The sequence below is a fragment of the Halorubellus salinus genome (genome assembly GCF_020567525.1).
Taxonomy (GTDB): Archaea; Halobacteriota; Halobacteria; order Halobacteriales; family Natrialbaceae; genus Halorubellus; species Halorubellus salinus.
In genome coordinates this window covers 641,287-659,824 of sequence record NZ_JAJCVI010000001.1, presented here as the reverse complement: position 1 = coordinate 659,824, position 18,538 = coordinate 641,287, and the positions used below count along the sequence as shown (strand labels likewise).

Annotated in this window: 18 protein-coding genes; 6 read left to right on the top strand and 12 right to left on the bottom strand. The window is 69.4% G+C overall.

Annotated features, from left to right (window positions below; translation table 11 throughout):
* Positions 1–12 precede the first annotated feature (12 nt).
* The 4 genes from LI336_RS03290 to LI336_RS03275 all read right to left on the bottom strand — a co-directional run bounded on the left by LI336_RS03290 (position 13) and on the right by LI336_RS03275 (position 3,356).
* Positions 13–903, bottom strand: a complete 891-nt coding sequence (locus tag LI336_RS03290; protein WP_227131196.1) for a winged helix-turn-helix domain-containing protein — start codon at positions 901–903, stop codon at positions 13–15.
* Between the two features lie 223 nt (positions 904–1,126).
* Positions 1,127–1,321, bottom strand: a complete 195-nt coding sequence (locus tag LI336_RS03285) for a cold-shock protein (RefSeq protein WP_227131195.1) — start codon at positions 1,319–1,321, stop codon at positions 1,127–1,129.
* Between the two features lie 72 nt (positions 1,322–1,393).
* Positions 1,394–2,485 carry a phosphotransferase family protein gene (locus tag LI336_RS03280; protein WP_227131194.1) on the bottom strand — a complete coding sequence of 364 codons (1,092 nt, stop codon included), beginning with the start codon at positions 2,483–2,485 and terminating at the stop codon, positions 1,394–1,396.
* Between the two features lie 124 nt (positions 2,486–2,609).
* Positions 2,610–3,356 (bottom strand): mechanosensitive ion channel family protein, encoded by a 747-nt coding sequence (locus LI336_RS03275; RefSeq protein ID WP_227131193.1) that lies wholly within the window; start codon positions 3,354–3,356, stop codon positions 2,610–2,612.
* A 357-nt stretch (positions 3,357–3,713) separates the two neighbouring features.
* Between LI336_RS03275 and LI336_RS03270 the strand changes: the two genes are divergently transcribed.
* Positions 3,714–4,358, top strand: a complete 645-nt coding sequence (locus LI336_RS03270) for a DUF998 domain-containing protein (RefSeq protein ID WP_227131192.1) — start codon at positions 3,714–3,716, stop codon at positions 4,356–4,358.
* Positions 4,359–4,593: 235 nt separating this feature from the next.
* On the opposite strand, the gene LI336_RS03265 is transcribed toward LI336_RS03270, so the two are convergent.
* Positions 4,594–5,034, bottom strand: a complete 441-nt coding sequence (locus LI336_RS03265) for a DUF6653 family protein (protein WP_227131191.1) — start codon at positions 5,032–5,034, stop codon at positions 4,594–4,596.
* 314 nt (positions 5,035–5,348) lie between these two features.
* Between LI336_RS03265 and LI336_RS03260 the strand changes: the two genes are divergently transcribed.
* Positions 5,349–5,960 carry a hypothetical protein gene (locus tag LI336_RS03260; RefSeq protein WP_227131190.1) on the top strand — a complete coding sequence of 204 codons (612 nt, stop codon included), beginning with the start codon at positions 5,349–5,351 and terminating at the stop codon, positions 5,958–5,960.
* A gap of 80 nt (positions 5,961–6,040) precedes the next feature.
* Here LI336_RS03260 and LI336_RS03255 read toward each other — a convergent pair whose 3' ends face one another.
* From LI336_RS03255 to LI336_RS03240, 4 genes are read right to left on the bottom strand one after another with little or no spacing between them, the layout of a single operon-like run.
* The gene (locus LI336_RS03255) at positions 6,041–6,925 is read right to left on the bottom strand and encodes an ABC transporter permease subunit (protein ID WP_227131189.1); all 885 of its coding nucleotides are present in this window, start codon (positions 6,923–6,925) and stop codon (positions 6,041–6,043) included.
* Positions 6,922–7,752 carry an ABC transporter ATP-binding protein gene (locus tag LI336_RS03250; RefSeq protein WP_227131188.1) on the bottom strand — a complete coding sequence of 277 codons (831 nt, stop codon included), beginning with the start codon at positions 7,750–7,752 and terminating at the stop codon, positions 6,922–6,924. Before LI336_RS03250 ends, LI336_RS03255 begins: the two co-directional genes overlap by 4 nt.
* Positions 7,749–9,821, bottom strand: coding sequence for a NosD domain-containing protein (locus LI336_RS03245; protein ID WP_227131187.1), 2,073 nt, complete (start codon positions 9,819–9,821; stop codon positions 7,749–7,751). Before LI336_RS03245 ends, LI336_RS03250 begins: the two co-directional genes overlap by 4 nt.
* Before the next feature lies 1 nt (position 9,822).
* On the bottom strand, positions 9,823–10,473 hold the full coding sequence (locus LI336_RS03240) for a nitrous oxide reductase accessory protein NosL (RefSeq protein ID WP_227131186.1): 651 nt from the start codon (positions 10,471–10,473) through the stop codon (positions 9,823–9,825).
* Between the two features lie 177 nt (positions 10,474–10,650).
* Between LI336_RS03240 and LI336_RS03235 the strand changes: the two genes are divergently transcribed.
* Together LI336_RS03235 and LI336_RS03230 are read left to right on the top strand one after the other, a co-directional pair.
* Entirely contained in the window at positions 10,651–12,144 is a 1,494-nt protein-coding gene (locus tag LI336_RS03235) for an APC family permease (protein WP_227131185.1), read from the top strand.
* Complete coding sequence (locus LI336_RS03230; protein WP_227131184.1) at positions 12,141–13,043, top strand: universal stress protein; 903 nt, start codon at positions 12,141–12,143, stop codon at positions 13,041–13,043. The genes LI336_RS03235 and LI336_RS03230 overlap by 4 nt, the downstream gene beginning before the upstream one ends.
* A 12-nt stretch (positions 13,044–13,055) precedes the next feature.
* Here the strand turns inward: LI336_RS03230 and LI336_RS03225 are convergent, their stop codons facing one another.
* Complete coding sequence (locus LI336_RS03225) at positions 13,056–13,889, bottom strand: hypothetical protein (RefSeq protein ID WP_227131183.1); 834 nt, start codon at positions 13,887–13,889, stop codon at positions 13,056–13,058.
* A 416-nt stretch (positions 13,890–14,305) separates the two neighbouring features.
* Here LI336_RS03225 and LI336_RS03220 point away from each other — a divergent pair, with 416 nt between their 5' ends.
* Both LI336_RS03220 and LI336_RS03215 read left to right on the top strand, forming a co-directional pair.
* Positions 14,306–15,658, top strand: coding sequence for a ribonuclease J (locus LI336_RS03220; protein ID WP_227131182.1), 1,353 nt, complete (start codon positions 14,306–14,308; stop codon positions 15,656–15,658).
* Positions 15,659–15,758: 100 nt separating this feature from the next.
* Positions 15,759–16,868 carry a pyridoxal-phosphate-dependent aminotransferase family protein gene (locus LI336_RS03215; RefSeq protein ID WP_227131181.1) on the top strand — a complete coding sequence of 370 codons (1,110 nt, stop codon included), beginning with the start codon at positions 15,759–15,761 and terminating at the stop codon, positions 16,866–16,868.
* A gap of 21 nt (positions 16,869–16,889) precedes the next feature.
* On the opposite strand, the gene LI336_RS03210 is transcribed toward LI336_RS03215, so the two are convergent.
* Both LI336_RS03210 and lipP1 read right to left on the bottom strand, forming a co-directional pair.
* Entirely contained in the window at positions 16,890–17,402 is a 513-nt protein-coding gene (locus LI336_RS03210; RefSeq protein ID WP_227131180.1) for a hypothetical protein, read from the bottom strand.
* A gap of 163 nt (positions 17,403–17,565) precedes the next feature.
* Positions 17,566–18,501 carry a LipP1 family hormone-sensitive lipase gene (gene lipP1, locus LI336_RS03205; protein WP_227131179.1) on the bottom strand — a complete coding sequence of 312 codons (936 nt, stop codon included), beginning with the start codon at positions 18,499–18,501 and terminating at the stop codon, positions 17,566–17,568.
* Between the last annotated feature and the right edge of the window lie 37 nt (positions 18,502–18,538).

Here is an 18,538-nt window from a genome sequence, read left to right as displayed (position 1 = left end):
GCCGGGTGCCGGCTACCCCGAGGTCCGGTGGACGTCGTCGACGGACGCGTCCGCGTCGACGGTCGCGACCAGTCGTTCGTCGCCCGCCGCGACCGTCACCTCGACGCGCACCGGCTCCCGCGACACCACCTCGACCGCCGGGAGGTCGAGTGCCGACCACACCACCCACGACGGCAGTTCGCTCACGTCGAACCCGTGGTCGAAGAGGAACCCGCGCGTCGCCGGATGCATGAACACCGGCGTGACCGGCGCGGTCCGCACCGCGCCGCCGCAGCGACCGCACGTGAACTCGACGTGCGCGGGGTACGTCGCGAACGGCCGGTCGTCGTCGTCGAGGACGAGGCGCCCGGTCGTCCGTCCCGCACAGATGTGACAGAACCCGTCGAGGACGCCGTCGACGACGTGACTCATCCACCGGTCGAACGCCATCGGGAGTTCGTCCGCGTCGAACTGGTCGAGGCTCCCCGGCGGGAACGAGAACTCGTTGAACCACTCCTCGCACTCGCTACAGGACAGCGTCGCGGTCTCCTCGGCGTACGCCGCCTCGAGCGCGCCGTCGCACACCGGGCACTCGCCGGGGACCGCGATGGCGTCCACGGACGCGTTCGCGGTGTACGTCCCGGCGTACATCGCGCCGACGATCTGCCGGCCCGCGTACGTCAGCTCGTAGCCGTCGTCGGTCTTCCGGACGAACGACCCGACGAGCTTCCGGAGGTGGTAGTTGAACCGCCCCGAGTCCTCGGTGCCGACGCGCTCGCGGAGGTCGCTGAACGACCGCGCGTCCTCCGGCGTCTCCCCGAGCGCTCGCAGGATACCGATGCGGGTGTCGTCGCCGAGGAGCGCGAACGTCTCCTCCGGTGACCGTCGTTCGACCGCGAACCCATCGCTCGTCCGTTCGTTCATACTATCAGTTCGCCGCCAGGGACCATCTCCGTACCGGGTGCCGCGGTCTCATCGCGCACGACCAGCGTCTCACGGCCCGCTGGGGCGACGGCGCGGTCGCTCGTCGCGACGCACCGGTCCCGGCGGCCGGGCGGCGCTCGCGCTCTCGGGTGGTGGGTTCGTGACGAGTCGCCCCGTCAGAAGTCGTATCTTCGTCGCCTCGAAGGCGGGTCGAAGACCGTAGTTACAGACGCGTCAGGTTCGTCGCGCGCGGACCCTTGTCCGCCTGCTCGATGCTGAACTCGACCTGCTGCCCCTCTTCGAGGTCCGGACCGCCAACGTCTTCCATGTGGAAGAACACGTCGTCGTCCGCGTCGTCAGTCGAAATGAAACCGTAGCCGCCAGTGTCGTTGAAGAAGTCAACTTCGCCTTCTGCCATTGCGACCAGACACAATCCCGGCACCACATTAAGGCTTGCGAGGGACGTGGTACCACGACCGTCGGCGTCAGTTCACGCGTCGCCGCAGCGGTCGCGGACGAACGAGCGGTGGTCGGCCTCGATGGCCTCGCGCTCGCTGGGCGTGGCGTCCTCGTGCCAGAGTCCGAAGCACGCCATGGCGCCGACGCGGTTCCCGAACTCGTAGAACGCCATGCGCTCGCGGACGGCGTCGGTGAACGCCCAGTCGGCGTCGCGAGCCGACGCGTACGCGTCCCGGAACGTCCGCCGGCGCGCGGCGAGCGTGGCGTCGTCGGGGTCGTCGGCGTCGAGCAGGTGGAACTCCACGGACGCGAGGTTGCTCGCGGGCTCCGCGGCCGAGAGGTTCGCCCAGTCCAGGACCGCGTTCGTCGCCCCCGTGTCCGGGTCGACGAGCAGGTTCCCGTAGCGGTAGTCCCAGTGGCAGTACCGCGGGTCGTCGGCGGGTGCGAGCGTCGGGACCGTGCGGTCGACGTGCTCGCGGAGGGTCGGTATCAGGTCCGCGAACCGCTCGCGGTCCTCGGTCACGCCCGGGAAGTAGCCGCCGTCGTCGAGCGTATCGATCGCCTCCAGGCAGCCCTCGTGCGTCTTCTCGAGACCGTTCTCGTAGCGCGGGTTGTCGTCGGTATCGAGGACGGCGAGGTCGCCGCCGTGGACGCCGACGGTGCCGGCGGCGGGGAGCGTCCCGAGGTCGTGGAGTGCCGCGAGGTTCTCGCCGGCGTCCCGGACGACGCGAGCGAACGCGTCCTCGCTCAGGACGTCCGCGCGGCCTTCCAGTGCCTCCCCGGGGACGTACTCCATCAGGTAGAACGGCGTCGGGAGCGCGTCGTGCACGTCGCAGTACCCGTAGACGTCCGGGACCGGGATGGTCGTCTCGCGGCCGACCAGGTCGAGCAGTCGCGGCTCCGCGCGGGCGACCTCGGCGTCCACCCAGTCGTTCGTCGTCGCCTTCAGGACGACGCGGCGAGTGCTCGCGGCCGTCGCGACGTCGAGGACCGCGACGAAGTCAGTGCCCTCGTCGGCGCGCTCGACGCCCTCGACCGTCCACGCGGGCCGCAGCTCGTCGACCATCGCACGCACGGCTTCGTCAGCAACCTCCGCATCGGCTCGCGTCCACTCGTCGGTCACGTCCACACTCGCGGCCCTCGCACACACGAAGCTACCGGTGGCTTGCGAGTCGTTCTCTCGCACTTGCCGATGATGGAGCGGTCGGTGTCGGCCGAACCGAACCGGTCAGGCGGGGCGAACGCGGTCAGTCCTGGTCGGCGCCCGCGTCGCTGCCGCCGTCGGTGTGGCCCGCGGGCATCGCCGGCTCGGAACTCCCGACCCAGCCGTCGATGTTCTCGGCGACGTAGTCCTTCCCGCCCCAGCCGAACGCGATGCCGAGCGCGAGTGCGACGCCGACCGCGATACCGAGCGAGATGGATTCGGCGAACGTGAACAGGATGTCGACCGCGACGCCCATCGTGTCCAGGCCGATGACGATGGCGACGAAGTACAGGAACAGGCGGGTGCCGTCGGCGAACCAGCCAGTGTAGCGGCTCTCGGTGACGGTCTCAGTGCGCCCCATGGCGTCGGCGAGGAAGTCCGCGAGGACGAACCCGACGACGATGATGAGTGCGCCCGCGACGAACGACGGCAGGTACGAGACCGCGGTGGCGACCCACTCGGAGAGCAACTCGACGGCGAGCACGTCCGAGGCCGCGAGGATCGCGATCGCGTACACGAACCACGCCGTCACCCGGCCGAACGCGCTTGAGACGGCGTCTTCGGTGCCACCGAGCATCCGTCCGAGGGGCGTCTTCAGGACCGCACGATCCATCTCGATGCGGTCCGCGAGTTGCGCGACGACGCGGAACGCGATCCGGCCGACGAACCACCCGGCGATGAGGATGAGCAGTGCGCCGGCGAGCCGTGGCGCGAACTCGATGATGCCACCGATGGTGTCGTCTATCGTCTGTTCGAGACCGGTCTGTAGTACGACTAGTTCTATTGCCATGATAGGGTCTTGCACGGCGCGGGAATCGTTATTTGGCCGTTACGCGATTCTAGGGTCGTACGGGCCGCTCGCGACGCTCCGTGCTCGTCCGTCGACGGAGGGGACTACAGGCGTCGGTCGGTCGACCGCTCCGCGACGTCGTGAATGTCCACGTTACCGCGAGCGGCCGTGCTCGCGGCGACGACCGACGTCGTTCGACGGAGCAGTGCCGACAGCGCGCAGTAATCGCTCGGAGCGACCCGTGGGGACTGCTGGGCATCGCGTGCGAGCTGCTGGCAATCGACTTCGTTCTCGCCGGCTGAGACCCACCGTCTGGAGCGATACCGAGGGGGCGCGTCTCTCTAGTCGTGAGCCATCATGACTGAAACCACCTTCAGCGAAACGTTGCCCGCGGAATCGACGACCGGGACTGTACGAGCGCAGCGGCGTGCCGGGGTCATCCTCGCGGTCCTCTCCGCGCAGTTCATGACGGTCATCATGCTCGCCGCCGCGATGGTCCCCGGGTACGACTTCGGTGCCAGCGCCATCAGCGACCTCGGCGTGTTCCCCGAGAGCGCGTGGCTGTTCAACGCCTCGCTCGTCCTCGTCGGCCTCCTGAACGTCGCCGGCGGCTACTACTACTACCGGGTGCACGGGAAGCGCTGGCTCTTCGGCGTCTTCGCGCTCGCCGGTCTCGGCGCCGTCGTCGCCGGTGCCGTGCCGCTCGACGCCGGTGACCTCCACAGCCTCGGGGCGCTCTTCGCGTTCCTGTTCTTCAACGTGCAGGCCATCGGCGTCGGCACGCAGGTCCGCGGAGCGATGCGGTACGCGTCCGTCCTCGCGGGCATCGTCGGCATCGCGTTCCTCGGCATCATGATCGTCGGTGACGCCGGGAACCCGGCGGTCTTCGGCGCCATCAACCACGGCGGCGCCGAGCGCATGATCGTCTACCCCGCGATGCTCTGGCTCGTCGCCTTCGGCGGGTACCTGCTCGGTCGCGGCGAGAGCACCACCGTCGCCTGACCGCGCTCGCGCCCCGACCGCCAGCGCCCCGACCCTCGTTCTCGTCGGAGAGCCCGACTCGCTGTCCAGATTACACTTCCACTCCGCGCTATTGCCAACGGTATCGAACCCGCGACGTCGTCCTCGATAGCGCGGCGGCTAGCGGCCAGGCGGTCGGCATTCGGTGCCTGGGCTGTCAGGTGGTCGGCATTCGGTGTCTGGGCAGTCAGGCGGTCGGCATTCGGTTCCTGGGCGGTCAGCGGTCGGTCGTCCGTCCGTACCGGTTCGCCATCCGCTCGAAGAACGCGAGCGAGAGCGCGACGCTGCACGCGACGCCGACGGCCGTGCGCAGCGGCTGGCGTCGTACCGCGGCGCGGAGCACGAGCAGGTTCAGTGGCGCTCCGACGGCGAGCAGCGCCAGGTCGCCCGGGGAGTCCGCGAGGCCCGCGTCCAGCCAGTCGCGTTCGCCGCGGACGACCCGGGTCGCCCACGCCGCGTCGTCGTCGGGCGCGTCGAACAGGAGCGGTTGCGCGCCGACGAACGCGAGCACGGCCGCGAGGAGTCGACGGTCCCGTCGGTACACCGCGAGCACGAACAGCGGGTACGCGAGGAGGAGCGACCAGACGCTCCCGGGATGCTCGTGACGCGACCAGAGGTACCGCTCGACGCGTTTCGACTGGTGGAGACGAGTGAACATGGCTCCTGTGACGCGCGAGGCGGCCCTAATCGTTTCGTCGGGTACCGACTGACTGCGAGCGGCGGCCGTGTCATTTATAAAAGAAACGCGGTGGTTCGTTCGTCTCAGACGAGAGAGCGAGCCTTTCCGAGGACGAGAGCCGGTAGTTCACCGAGCCGAAGTGCTGTATTAGTCCTTGATAACAGATAATACGGCCTTATTCGATATGCGCTGGGGCCGACGTCGTCGTCGCGATAGCAATCGTCGTGAACCAGTAACCGGACGCTGGTACCACAAGACTCATATGGTAAGCTAGGGCTACGATTGGCAACGACATGGACGGGAACGATTCCGTCGAGGACCGCCACGCGGCCGCCCTCCTCGGCGACTCGCACTACGAGCGAATCAAGCTCCAGCGGTACAGTCTCTTCAAGCTATCTCTCCCGCGGACGCTCGCCCTCCAGGGACTCATCCTCGGCGCGCTCGCGCTCGTCCTCCCGCTCGCGCTCTCCCAGCCCGAGCCGACGCGCACGCTTCTCGGCGGCGACGTCCTCGCCGCCGAACCGAAGTTCCTCTTCCTCGGCGCGTACGCCAGCGCCATCGAACTCGTCGGCGTCCTCGGGTGCTGTTACGTCGCGTACCGACGGCTCGCAGCCGACGACGTCCTCTCCGAGCGCGAGGTCCACGACCTCCTCGCCATCGAGGACGTCGCCACGCACGTCAGTCTCGTCACCGGCGGTGCCGCCGTCGCCGTCGTCCACGGGTTCTTCCTCATCGGTCTCGCCGGCGACCCGCTCGTCGGGCAATTCCAGGCGCTCGTCGGCCGCAACCCCTTCGAACCCGGTATCATCCCGATATCCGTCGCCGGCGTCGCGGTCGCCGCCGCGGTCCTCGCCGTCCTCGCGCTCGGACTCAGTCAGGCCCTCCGCGGCCGGCTCGCGTACTGACGTCTCGAGACGAACTTTCGGCCCGAATCGTCACGAACAGGTTCGCGCCCCGGTGCGCTCTCCGTCCACCGCCGTCCGCCTCACTCCTCGCTCGACTCGACGTCTTCGCCCGGGGTCGCGGTCGCGTCGACGCGCTCCCAGCCGCGTTCCTGCGGCGTCGGCCAGACGAACGCCGTCGCGAGCGCGAGCGCGCCGGTGAGCCACACGGCCAGTCCGATCGCGCTCGCCACCACGACGCTCGACGGGATCGCCGCGGCGTCGACCGTGCGGACGACGAGCGTCAGCACGAGCCCGCGGAACGCGCCGTTCGGGCCGAGTGCCTGCAGGTACCGGAGGCTCTCCGGGCCGAAGACGCCCGAGGCGAGCGCGCCGACGAACGCGAGGTCGACGCCGACGGTGACCAGGACGAACAGCGCGACGGCGGCCGCGACGGCCGTGCGCGCCGTGGACGTCACCGCGGAGACGGCGAGGACCGCGGCGAGGACCACGGCCGCGTACGCGGTGGCGAGCACGACGAACCGGAGGTACGCGCCGAAGGACCCCTCGCCGCCGTGGGTCGCGACGACCGACGACCCCTCCGGCCCCAGGAACGGGACGAGGACGCCGGCGACGAGCAGCGTCGCGAACACGAGCGAACAGACGACGACCGCACGACCGACGTAGACGCCGCCGACGTACGCCCACCGCGGCATCGGGTACGTCCGCAGCACCGGGCGTTCCGTGGTCTCCGTGCCGGCGCCGAGCGACCGATACCCGAACGCGACCGCGAGCAACGGCACGAGGACCTCGACGGGCGCGAGCAGGTCGACCGCGAGCGGGACGTACCCCGTCAGACCGCTCGCGACCGCGAGCCCGAGCACGACGACGACGAACCCGACCGCGACGAGGACGTACTGGGGCGTCCGGAGCATCGTGACGAGCTCGCGGTCGGCGACGGCGAACAACCGGTCGCGGTCGGTCGTCATTCTTCCACCTCCGTCCCGGCGCGCACCGCGAGTTCGTCGCCGACGATGGCGGTGAACGCCGCGTCGAGCGAGTCCACGCCGGCATCGTCCACGATGGCGTCCGGCGTGCCGTCGGCGACGACGTCGCCGTCGTCGAGGACGAGGACGCGGTCGGCGTTCGCGGCGCCCGAGAGATGGTGGGTGGCGACGACGACCGCGGGCCCGGTCGCGGCGACGTCCCGGAGCGTCGCGAAGATGTGCGCTCGCAGCGACGGGTCGAGTCCGGACGCGGGTTCGTCGAGCACGAGCAGGCCGGGGTCGCCGAGGACGGCCTGCGCGATGCCGAGCAGTCGGATCATGCCCCCGGAGAGCGCGTCGACGCGTCGGTCAGCGACCGCGTCGAGCCCGACGAGTTCCAGGGTCTCGTCGACGTCGACGGGCGCGTCGAGGAGGCTCGCGTAGAACGACAGCGTCTCGTCGACGGTGAAGTGCGGGCGGAACCGCGGGTCCTGCGGGCAGAAGCCGACGGGGCGCACGTCCTCCGCAACGACCCGGACCGTTCCCGCCGATGGTTCGAGGAGCCCTGCGAGTGCGCGCAGGAGCGTCGACTTCCCCGAGCCGTTCGCGCCCACGACCGCGGTCACCGCACCGCCCTTCACCGCGAGGTCGACGCCGGAGAGGACCTGGACGTCGTCGAACCGCACGCCCAGTCCGTCCGTGCGTGCGACCACCCGCGACGCTGCGTCGGGCTCGCCAACCGGAGCGCTCTCGGTGTCTTCGTGCGACTCGGTTTCGACGTCCGCTGCAGCTGCGTCGTCGGCCGCGACCTCGGGGTCGGCGTCGCTCACGTTCGATGTACCTCCATCGGGGTTTCGACGAGTGGCCTGGTAACGGTATCGTCGACTGCGACCCGGCCGAGGGTCGCGTTCGAGCGAGTGGCGTCGTTCGCCGTCGCGTTCGAGCGAGTGGCGTCGTCCGCGGTCGCGTTCAGCCACGACCGCGGGTCGGCGTCCGGCGCCGCCGCGACGCGCTCCAGGACGCCCGGGCGGACCGGTGCCGCGAGCGGTGCGACGTCGAGCACGCCCTCGGAGCGGAGTCCGGGCATCTCCGCGGCCGACGCTCGCAGGAGCGACATCGCTGGCGAGCGCGCGAGCACGTGGACGCTCGGGACGGCCTCCGCGTGCCGGTCGACAGCGCCGGTCGGCTGGAACGGTCGCTCGAGGACGCCGTCGCCGTCCCGGTCGGTCCCCGGCGCGCCCGCCCAGTAGTTCCCGCGCCCGTCGCTGGACCACACGCGGACCGGGCCGAGCGACGCCTCGGCGTACGCGTCGTTGCGCACGACGTCGTTCCGCGCGACCGCGTTCGTCGGGACGAGCGTCGACCCGCTGATACCGATACCGTTCCCGTACACGGTGTTCTCGGCGTACAACGACCGGTACGAGCCGACGGTCACCCCGATGTCGTTCTCCACGGCGACGTTCCGGAGGACGAACGACGACCGGCCGGCGACGTCCACCCCGATGCCGCTGTCGCGCACCGCGTTCCCGAGCACGACGTTCCGTTCCGGGCGCGTCATCACGACGATCCCCGTGTCCGCGTCCGTCACGACGTTGTTCGCGACGAGCGTCTCCGACGTGTACATCTCGTGCACGCCGAACCGGAGGTTCCGGAAGTCGTTCCCGCGGACGACCGTCCCGTCCGCGACGTGCATGTAGACGCCGTCGCGCCCGCCGTCGAACGTCGACTCCTGGATCACGACCCGGGAGTGCGCGGCGAGCGTGCTCATGAAGCCCTCCAGCCACGGCGACCGGCCGTCGACGTGCACGCGCTCGACGACCACGCCGTCGCTGTACCGGACGGTGACGCCGTTCGACGGCGTGGTGACGTGGACGTCCGCGACGTACGACCCGTTCGCGTTCTCGAACTCGATGCCGGAGGCGGCGTGTGCGTACGACCGCATCACGAGCGCGTCCCAGGCGTCCGTGTCGACGGAGACGTTCGGAACGCCCTTCCCCTCGCCGACGCCCTCGATGGCGAGGTCCGTCACCGCGACCCGGGCGTCGAGGACGCGGAGCACGCTCCCGTTCCCGGTTCCGACGAGCGTCGTCGCGTTCGCCCCGGCGCCCGCTATCGTGACGGGTTTCCGGACGGTGACGTTCACGTCGCTGTAGTTGCCGGCGGGCACGCGGACGGTCGTGTTCGGTGGCGCGGCAGCTATCGCGGCGGCGAGCGTTGGTGCGTCCTCGCCGACCACCACCGACACCGGTCGCTCGGTCAGTCGCCGCGCGTCGGCGGTCGCCTCGTCCGCCCAGGCGTGGCGGTCAGCCGCGAGCGCGAGCCCCGGCTCGACGGCGAGCGGTCGGTCACCGCGGTCGCGCTCTCGAACCTGCAACCCCGGCCAGTCGACGACGTCGCCGCCGTACTCGCTCGCGAACGCTCGCGCCGCGTCGCGCTCCGAGAACGGGACGACGACCGGGCCGCCGGGCCGACGCGCACTCGAGTTCACGACGAACACCGCGTTCTCGACCGCGACCCAGCTCGCGTACCCGTCGGTCGTCGCGAGGTAGCCCTCGTCCGTCACCGCGAGCGTCGCCGTCGCGTAGTTCGAGACGAGGATATCCAGCGGCTCGCCGAACTGGCGAGCGTGCGCGTCGTCGCCGAGGGTGGCGACGAGCGACGACAACCCGACGTGCCCGACGACGTACCGGTATCGCGAGTAGAACACCTCCGCTCTCGGGACCGCGAGCTCGCGCTCCTCGGCGATCCGACGCTCGGCGTCCGTGAGGTCCGTGAGGACGATGGTGTCGTCGAACGGCACCGGGTCGACGTCACCGGTCGGACCGACGTCCGTCACGAAGACGCTGCTCGACACGAGGAGGACGCCGACGAGGACCGCGAGCGCGCCGCGTGCAGCCATCTCACTTCCCGACGAGCGTCGGCGATATCTCGTCGAACCCGACGACGCTCCCGCCGTACTCGGTCGCGAACGACTCCGCGTCCGCGTCGTCGCTGAACGGCACGAAGTCCGGCCCCATCGCCCCCTGGACGTCGCTCTCGACGACGTAGCTGAGGGTGGTGGCGTCAGCCAGCGAGTCCGCGTCGGTGTGAGAGGTGATGTACGTGGCGCCCTCCTGCGTGTTCACGGAGTACTCGACCGCGGAGTAGTCGGTGACGTACGCCGCGTCGAGCGACCGGCCGGCGTCCCGGCCCTCGAAGTAATGCGGGAAGAAGCACTGCTTGAGGGAGTCGAACCAGAACGGCGCGTCGCGCCCCTCCGGCGCGACGTCCTCCCAGTATATCTCGCCGTTCGGCCCGGGGTGCTTGGAGATGACCATCCCGCATTCGTCGCACGCCGCCGCGTCCGATATCGCGATCGCAGCGGGCGTCGTGCCGCCGTTGCCACCGAGGCAGCCGGCGACGCTCGCCGCGGCGACTGCGCTCGCACCCGCGAGGACGCGCCGCCGGGATACCGGCACGGTGCACGCGCCGTGCTGGGAGGGTGCCGCGTGCTCGTGGTCGTTCGTACTGCTTGACTTGGGGAACGAATCTGGGGATTCGATTGAGGGCATAATCGTGTATCGTCTCGTAGGGATTGCTACGCGTCGAACGATGATATCTCGTCGGGGCGGTTCTCGGCTCGCAAGAACCGTAGCGCTGCCGCGACCGATGGGAGCGTGGCCGCTTCCCGTTCCCGGCTGCCGCGAAGCGCCCGAATACATTAGTGCTGTCCGGTCGACGCGGGGAACGTGCCCACTCACTCATCCTCCGGTTCGGACGTCTCCAACCCGGCCGACGGCGACGTCCCGGACGCGGCCGAAGCGCCCGCTCCCGAGCCACCCAGCGGGGAGAACGTCGAGGGGACCGCACCGGACACGGAACCGACCGTCGAGACGCCCGAGGCCGACGTCACGGACGACTCCGAGCTCGAACGCACCATCGGGCTGTCCGGCGGCCTCGCCATCGGTATCGGGACGATGATCGGCGCCGGCATCTTCGTGTTCCCCGGGATCGCCGCGGGCGAAGCCGGCCCGGCGGCCGCGCTCTCGTTCGGGCTCGGCGCCGTCATCGCGCTCCTCGTCGCACTCCCGACGAGCGAGCTCGCGACCGCGATGCCAAAGAGCGGCGGCGGGTACTACTTCATCTCGCGCGCCCTCGGGACGCTCCCGGGCGCGGTCGTCGGCATCTCGCTGTGGTTCGGGCTCGTGTTCGCGACCGCGTTCTACCTCGTCGGGTTCGGGTACTACGCCGTCGACACGCTCGCGCAACTCGGCGTCACCGTCGGCGAAGGCCTCGTCGTCCCCATCGCGCTCCTGTTCGGTGCCGCCGTCACCGTCCTGAACGTCACCGGCACGGAGAACGCCGCGAAACTCCAGAACGGCATCGTCGCACTCCTCCTCTCGATACTCGTCGCGTTCCTCGCGTACGGCGGCCTCGACGCCGTCGGCGTCTTCGGCGCGGAGAGCGCGCCCGAGCAGTTCGCGCCGTTCGGCACCGTCCCCATCTTCACGACCGCGGCGCTCGTGTTCACGAGCTACCTCGGGTTCGCGCAGGTCGCGACCGTCGCCGGCGAGATGAAGCAACCGGCGCGGAACCTCCCGCTCGCGATGGTCGGCTCCGTCGTCGTCGTCGGCGTCCTCTACGTCGCCACCATCTTCGTCGCGACGAGCGCCGTCGGCAGCGGGGAGCTCGGTCGCATCGGCGAGACCGCGATGGTCGACGTCGGCCGCGAGCTGCTGGGCGCGCCCGGCGCGCTCGCCATCGTCCTCGGCGGTCTGCTCGCGACGATGTCGAGCGCGAACGCGAGCGTCCTCTCCACGTCGCGCGCCATCTACGCCGTCTCGAAGGACGCGCTCCTCCCGAAGCGCGCGAGCCGCGTGAACCTCCGCTGGGGCACGCCCCACGTCGCGCTCGGCCTCGCCGGCGGCCCTATCCTCGTCCTCGTCGCGACCGGCCAGGTGCAGGTGCTCGCCGAGGTCGCCTCGTTCCTCCACCTCGTCCAGTACGGCCTCATCTGCGTCGCACTCGTCGTCCTGCGCCGCGAGGACCCCGACTGGTACGACCCGGACTTCCGCACCCCAGGTTACCCGTTCGTTCCCGTGCTCGGCGCGCTCTCGAGTTTCGCGCTCGTCGGGTTCATGCAACGGACGTCGCAGGTCGTCGGCGCCGCACTGATGCTCGCCACGGTCGGGTGGTGGGCGTACTACGCTCGCGACGTCTCCCTCAGAGGTGTCAGCTCGTGACTCGCGTCCTCGTCCCCGTCGCCGTCCTCGAATCCGAAGCGGTCTCCCTCGGCCTCATGAACCTCCTGTCGACGATGGACGTCACCGTCCTCGGCTACCAGGTCCTCCCCGAGCAGACGCCGCCCGACCAGGCGCGCGCCCAGTACGAGGACCGCGCCACCAGCGCGCTCGAGGACATCGCCGAGGAGTTCCGGCAGGCCGGCGGCGACGCCGACCACCGTCTCGTGTTCACGCACGACCGCAAACAGAGCATCGACCGCGTCGCCGACGACGTCGACGCGAACGCGTACGCCATCACTGGTGCCACCGGCGCCGTCGACAGCATCCTCGTCCCGCTCACCGGCGACGTCGACGTCGACCGGATCGTCGCGTTCCTCACCGACCTCATCGGTGACCGCGACATCGACGTCACGCTCTTCGCCGCCGCGTCCGAGGCGAACGCCGACGCCGTCCGCAGCGCCCTCGAGGACGTCGCCGCCGACCTCGACGCACGCGGCCCCGCGGTGACCGTCGAGACGGCGACCAGCCAGCGTCCCCTCGAGGCGCTCGTCGACGCCATCCCCGGGCACGACGCCATCGTCATGGGCGAACGCGCACCGTCGCTCCAATCGCTCGTCTTCGGCGACGAAGCCCACCGCGTCGCCGCCGAATCCGTCGGCCCCGTCCTCGTCGTTCGACGGGAACGCGAACCCGACGCAGCCCCAGAACTCGACGCGGACGACGACCGGAACGACGAGTCCACGCTCGACGAGGAGAGCGCAGTCGACGACGATGCGGCACCCGATGACGACGCCGACCGCGACTCCACGTCGACCGACGAAGCGACCGACGAAGCGACCGACGAAGCGACCGAACGGGCCGGTGACGGGGGCGACGGCGACTCACCGACCGGGCGCTGACCTCGACGACACTCAGTCGTTCCCTGCAGTCCCGGGTTCGGTGAGCGTGAAGTCGTCGTAGTAGTACGTGGCGTCGTCCCCGAAGTTCGGGGAGTTGACGATGAACTCGAGGAACTGCGTGCTCGGCGCGAACACGTTGTACCCGCGTTCGTCCGCGACGAGCTTGTTGTTCACGCGCCACTTCAGCGCCGCACCGCCGCTCGTCCGCTGGAGCTGCACCGACACCTCCACCCAGCCGCCCTCCGCGGGGTCGAACTTGAGCTGGCGGGGCACGCCCAGGTTCCTCCACTTAGCAGACACGAAGTCCCCGTCGTCGTCGGATTCGTAGACGTACGCGCGGAACCCGGCTTCGCCGGTCTCGTCGTTCGCTGCGCTGCTCTGGTAATCGAGGATCGGGTACGCGCTGATGCTCCCGGCGCTGGTCCCGAGCACCGGCCAGACGCCTGTCTGCCGGGCCAGGCCACTCTCCTCCCAGTCCGGGTCCACGTAGAACCGATAGGAGAGCCGGGACCCACGGCCAGCGTTCCAGTACGCGCCGTCGGCGTCCTGGTACTTCTTCCCCTGGTATGCGTAGAAACCCGAGGTCTCCGCCGTTTCGTCGACGTCGATCTCGAGGCGATAGTCGCCGTCGAACATCGCCTGACTCCAGCCCTCTGGAGCCCGTCGGTCGACCACCCAGCCGGGGGTCGTCGTCGTGTTGTCGGCGGCGTCGGCCGCGTCGTCGAAGAGCAGGTCGAAGCGAGCGTTGGGCTTCCCCGGACGAGCACCGCTCACGCCCGAGAGTCCGCCGGCAGCTATCGTCGATACACCGATCGTCTTCAGGACGGTTCGTCTGTTCGTGTTCATGAGTACACCAGCCCAGGTGGGTTGGCTACCGCTCGATTCCCGCGCTCTGACTTGGTTATGACCCGTTCTCTGCGTTTCAGTCGTCTGTTACCGGTCGGTAACGGATATCCATCCGGCGGCCGACCGCCGGCGTTCGTGCTCGACCCACGCCGACGTCGGTCGGCGAGGGGCCCGTCGCTCCTCGTCTCGACTCCACCCCGACTGCCGACGCCCGAGGACTTCCGGACAGTACTTACGTCGGGCCGAGAAACGTCCACGTAACCGTACCACGCGTCGTCCCCGAGAAGGACGGGTCGAGGACGCCGCCGACCCCGGTTCGAACCCGGTCGTCGGCGCCGTCCTCGTTCGTCCTGCTCTCCTCCACGTAGGCGTACTCTGAGACGGGTTCTGGGATTGCGTTGTTCGGACCCACATCTATGGAAATCGAAATCGCGACAATCGGCGGCTACGAGGAAGTCGGGCGGCAGATGACGGCGGTCCGCGCCGGAGACGACATCGTCGTCTTCGACATGGGCCTGAACCTGTCGAAGGTCCTCATCCACGACGACGTCCGCACCGAACAGATGCACAGTCTCGACCTCATCGACATGGGCGCCATCCCGGACGACCGCGTGATGAGCGACCTCCAGGGGGACGTCAAGGCGATCGTGCCGACGCACGGCCACCTCGACCACATCGGCGCCATCAGCAAGCTCGCGCATCGCTACGACGCACCGATCGTCGCCGCGCCGTTCACGCTCGAACTCGTCAAGGACGAGATACAGGACGAGAACAAGTTCAACACCGAGAACGACCTCGTGAAGATGGAAGCCGGCGAGACGATGCCCATCGGCGACTCCGGCGAACTCGAGCTCGAGTTCGTGAACGTCACGCACTCCATCATCGACGCCATCAATCCCGTGCTCCACACGCCAGAGGGCGCGGTCGTCTACGGGCTCGACAAGCGCATGGACCACACGCCAGTCATCGGCGACCCCATCGACATGGACCGCTTCCGCGAGATCGGTCGCGAGGAGAAGGGCGTGCTGTGTTACATCGAGGACTGCACGAACGCGAACAAGAAGGGGCGCACGCCGAGCGAGAGCGTGGCGCGCGACCGACTGAAGGACGTCATGTACAGCCTCGAGGACTACGACGGCGGCATCGTCGCGACGACGTTCTCGAGCCACATCGCTCGCGTCAAGAGCCTCGTCGAGTTCGCGCGAGACATCGGCCGGGAACCGATACTGCTCGGGCGGTCGATGGAGAAGTACTCCGGCACCGCGAAGCGGATGGACGGCGTCGACTTCCCTGACGTCGAGATGTACGGGCGACGCCAGGGCATCGAGCGGACGTTCCAGCGCATCATGAACGAGGGGAAGGAGAACTTCCTCCCGGTCGTCACGGGCCACCAGGGCGAGCCGCGCGCGATGCTGACGCGGATGGGTCGCGCGGAGACGCCGTACGAACTGGACGACGGCGACAAGGTCATCTTCAGCGCGACGGTCATCCCGGAACCGACGAACGAAGGCCAGCGCTACCAGTCCGAGAACCTCCTCTCGATGCAGGGCGCGCGCATCTACGACGACGTCCACGTCTCCGGGCACCTGTCGCGAGAGGGCCACTACGAGATGCTGCAGGCGCTCCAGCCCGAACACGTCATTCCCGCCCATCAGGACATGAAGGGCTTCTCCGGGTACGTCGAGCTCGCCGGGAACCAGGGCTACAAGCTCGGCCGCGACCTCCACGTGACGACGAACGGGAACGTCATCACGATCGTCGACGAGTAAGCGAGTTCGACGCGCGGGGGCGACGCGCTCGTCACAAGGGCCGGTATCACAACTACCTTGGAACCCGGCGTCGCAGGTCCGGGTATCGGGTAGATTCTACATGGAGAAACGCGAATACACCGACGATTATCCCGAGAAGACGCTGTACATCCCCGGACCGACCGAGGTCCGCGAGGACGTCGTCGCGGAGATGGCACAGCCGATGTTCGGGCATCGCATGGACCGGATGACGGACCTGTACACGACCATCGTCGAGGACACCAAGGAGTTCCTCGGCACGGACAACGAGGTCGTCGTCCTCACGGCGTCGGGCACCGAGTTCTGGGAAGCGTCGACGCTGAACCTCGTCGACGAGAACATCCTCGTGCCGACGTGCGGGAGCTTCAGCGAGCGGCACGCGAACGTCGCCGAGCGTCTCGGGAAGGACGTCGACCGCCTCGAGTACGAGTGGGGCGAGGCGATTAAGCCAGAGGACATCCGCGCGGAACTCGAGGAGAGCGACAAGCACTACGACGTCGTCGCGGCCGTGATGAACGAGTCCTCGACGGGCGTCAGGAACCCCATCGAGGAGATCGGTGACGTCGTCGCGGAGTACCCGGACACGTACTTCGTCGTCGACGCCGTCAGCGCGCTCGGTGGCGACCACGTCGACATCGACGCGCACGACATCGACGTCATCTTCGCGTCCACGCAGAAGGCGTTCGCGATGCCGCCCGGGCTCGCGGTGTGCGTCGTCAGCGACGAGGCGTACGAGCGCGAGGTCGGGAAGGACTCGGCGTCGTGGTACGGTGGCTTCCAGCGCACCATCGACTACTACGAGCGCAAGGGCCAGACGCACTCGACGCCCGCCATCCCCGTGATGCTCGCGTACCGCAAGCAGATGAAGTACATGCTCGATGAGGGCCACCAGTCGCGGAGCGACCGCCACCTGGAGATGGCGGAGTACACCCGGGAGTGGGCGCACGACCACTTCGACATGTTCCCCGAAGCGGGGTACGAGTCCCAGACGGTCTCCTGCATCGAGAACACGCAGGGCATCGACGTCGCGGCGACCATCGAGCAGGTCAGCGACGAGTACGACTACGTGTTCTCGAACGGGTACGGCAGCCAGCTCGGCGAGCAGACGTTCCGCATCGGTCACATGGGCGAACACGACCGGGACTCCATCGAGAAGCTCACCGACGCCATCGAGGACGTCGCCGGGCTCTGATCGGCGCTGCCGTCGTTCGACTCAGTCGCTCCCGGGATTCTCGGGGTCGTCGATCCAGTTGTAGCACCGGAACTCCTCGCGGTCGGTCGTCAGTGCCTCGATGGGAACGAACCCGCGGCCGCCGCGTGCGCCGACCGCAGGCTTCTCGGGGTCGTCGGCGACGAACATCGCCTTCGCGTTCAGCGTCACCGTCACCTCGAGTTCGCCGCGGTGGTCGTCGTCGGGGTCGAACGACATCGCGACGTCTTCCGCGCCGACGCCGAACCGGACGTGGCCGTCCGGGGACTCGACGGCGACGTCGTGGCTCGCCATCGCGCCCGCGAGGTCCGAGAGCCACGCCGACAGCGTCTCCCGGTCGACGTCCTGGGAGAGGTCGAACCCGCCGTCGGCGTCGACCGCGCCGTCGTCGAACGCGAACGTCGGATACACGAGGTCCTCGGGTGGCAGCGCGTGCTCGCCGGGTTCCACGGGCTCCCCGTCGACGCCAGTGGGCACCTGCTCCTCGTCGGTTCCCGACGTGTCGTCGTCCGTCATCCCCGTGCCCCGTTTTCACGTCCGCGTTCACGTCCGCGTCCGTCCTCCGTTACGTCCCCACGAGCGCCACGGTCGCTGCGAGCGAACGACCTCGATTCCATCGACGCGAATCTCGCGCGCGACCGTCAAGAAACGTTCGCTCGCCGTCGACGCCCTGCCGCGGTCAGTGCGCGCCGAGTGCGTTCGCGAGGTCGTCCGCGATGTCCACGATGGCTTCCCGAGCGCGGTCGACCCCGGGCATCGTCAGGAACCCGTGGGGCACGTCCGGGTAGTTCACGTAGCGCGTGTCGACGCCGTCGCGGACGAGCTGCTCGGCGTACGCGCGGCCGCCGTCGCGGAGCGGGTCGAACCCGGCGGTGAGGACCGTCGCGGGCGCGACGCCGGAGACGTCCGCGGCGTTCGTCGGGTCCGCGTACGGGTTCCGCCGGTGGATCTCGCTCCCGTAGTAGGCGTCGCCGAAGAACGCGAGGTCCGCGTCGGAGAGCACGACACCGGCGTGCTCGCGGACCGACGGGTCGTCCTCGTCGAAGCCGACGCCCGGATAGACGAGCGCCTGATACGCGAGGCCGGGGCCGTCGCGTTCGGCGGCCATGAGCGCGGTCACCGCCGCGAGGTTCCCGCCCGCGGAGTCGCCCGCGACCGCGACGTCGCCGGTGCCACCGACCGCGTCGGGGTTCGCCGCGACCCACTCGACGGCCGCGTACGCGTCCTCCACGGCGGCCGGGAACGGGTGCTCGGGCGCGAGCCGGTAGTCGACCGAGAGCACCGCGCAGTCGCTCTCGCGGACGAGGTGGCGACAGAGCCGGTCGTGGGTCTCGATGCTCCCGAACACGAACCCGCCGCCGTGGAAGAACACGACCGTCGGCGAGCGCTCGCTCGCAGCAGGCCGGTAGAGGCGTGCGTCGACGTCACCTGCTGGGCCCGGGATGGCGAGGTCGACGGTCGCGCCGACCGGCGGTGGATTCCGGTTCCGGACCCACATCACCGGCCGCGTCAACGCCCGCGCGAGCTTCACGCCGACGCGACTGTGCGGCAACGGCAGGTAACCCTGGCGTCTGACCGCCGCCCGTGCCTGTGAGTGCATCTCGTCGGCCTGCATCACCGGGCGGTACACCCGCGGACGGGAAACCGATTGC

Coding starts and splice junctions, on each gene's coding strand:
- LI336_RS03240 (WP_227131186.1), bottom strand. CDS start 10,473: ATGCCCTCAATCGAATCCCCAGATTCGTTCCCCAAGTCAAGCAGTACG.
- LI336_RS03210 (WP_227131180.1), bottom strand. CDS start 17,402: ATGACGGACGACGACACGTCGGGAACCGACGAGGAGCAGGTGCCCACT.
- LI336_RS03215 (WP_227131181.1), top strand. CDS start 15,759: ATGGAGAAACGCGAATACACCGACGATTATCCCGAGAAGACGCTGTAC.
- LI336_RS03275 (WP_227131193.1), bottom strand. CDS start 3,356: ATGGCAATAGAACTAGTCGTACTACAGACCGGTCTCGAACAGACGATA.
- LI336_RS03260 (WP_227131190.1), top strand. CDS start 5,349: ATGGACGGGAACGATTCCGTCGAGGACCGCCACGCGGCCGCCCTCCTC.
- LI336_RS03220 (WP_227131182.1), top strand. CDS start 14,306: ATGGAAATCGAAATCGCGACAATCGGCGGCTACGAGGAAGTCGGGCGG.
- LI336_RS03255 (WP_227131189.1), bottom strand. CDS start 6,925: ATGACGACCGACCGCGACCGGTTGTTCGCCGTCGCCGACCGCGAGCTC.
- LI336_RS03285 (WP_227131195.1), bottom strand. CDS start 1,321: ATGGCAGAAGGCGAAGTTGACTTCTTCAACGACACTGGCGGCTACGGT.
- lipP1 (WP_227131179.1), bottom strand. CDS start 18,501: ATGCAGGCCGACGAGATGCACTCACAGGCACGGGCGGCGGTCAGACGC.
- LI336_RS03225 (WP_227131183.1), bottom strand. CDS start 13,889: ATGAACACGAACAGACGAACCGTCCTGAAGACGATCGGTGTATCGACG.
- LI336_RS03270 (WP_227131192.1), top strand. CDS start 3,714: ATGACTGAAACCACCTTCAGCGAAACGTTGCCCGCGGAATCGACGACC.
- LI336_RS03290 (WP_227131196.1), bottom strand. CDS start 903: ATGAACGAACGGACGAGCGATGGGTTCGCGGTCGAACGACGGTCACCG.
- LI336_RS03245 (WP_227131187.1), bottom strand. CDS start 9,821: ATGGCTGCACGCGGCGCGCTCGCGGTCCTCGTCGGCGTCCTCCTCGTG.
- LI336_RS03265 (WP_227131191.1), bottom strand. CDS start 5,034: ATGTTCACTCGTCTCCACCAGTCGAAACGCGTCGAGCGGTACCTCTGG.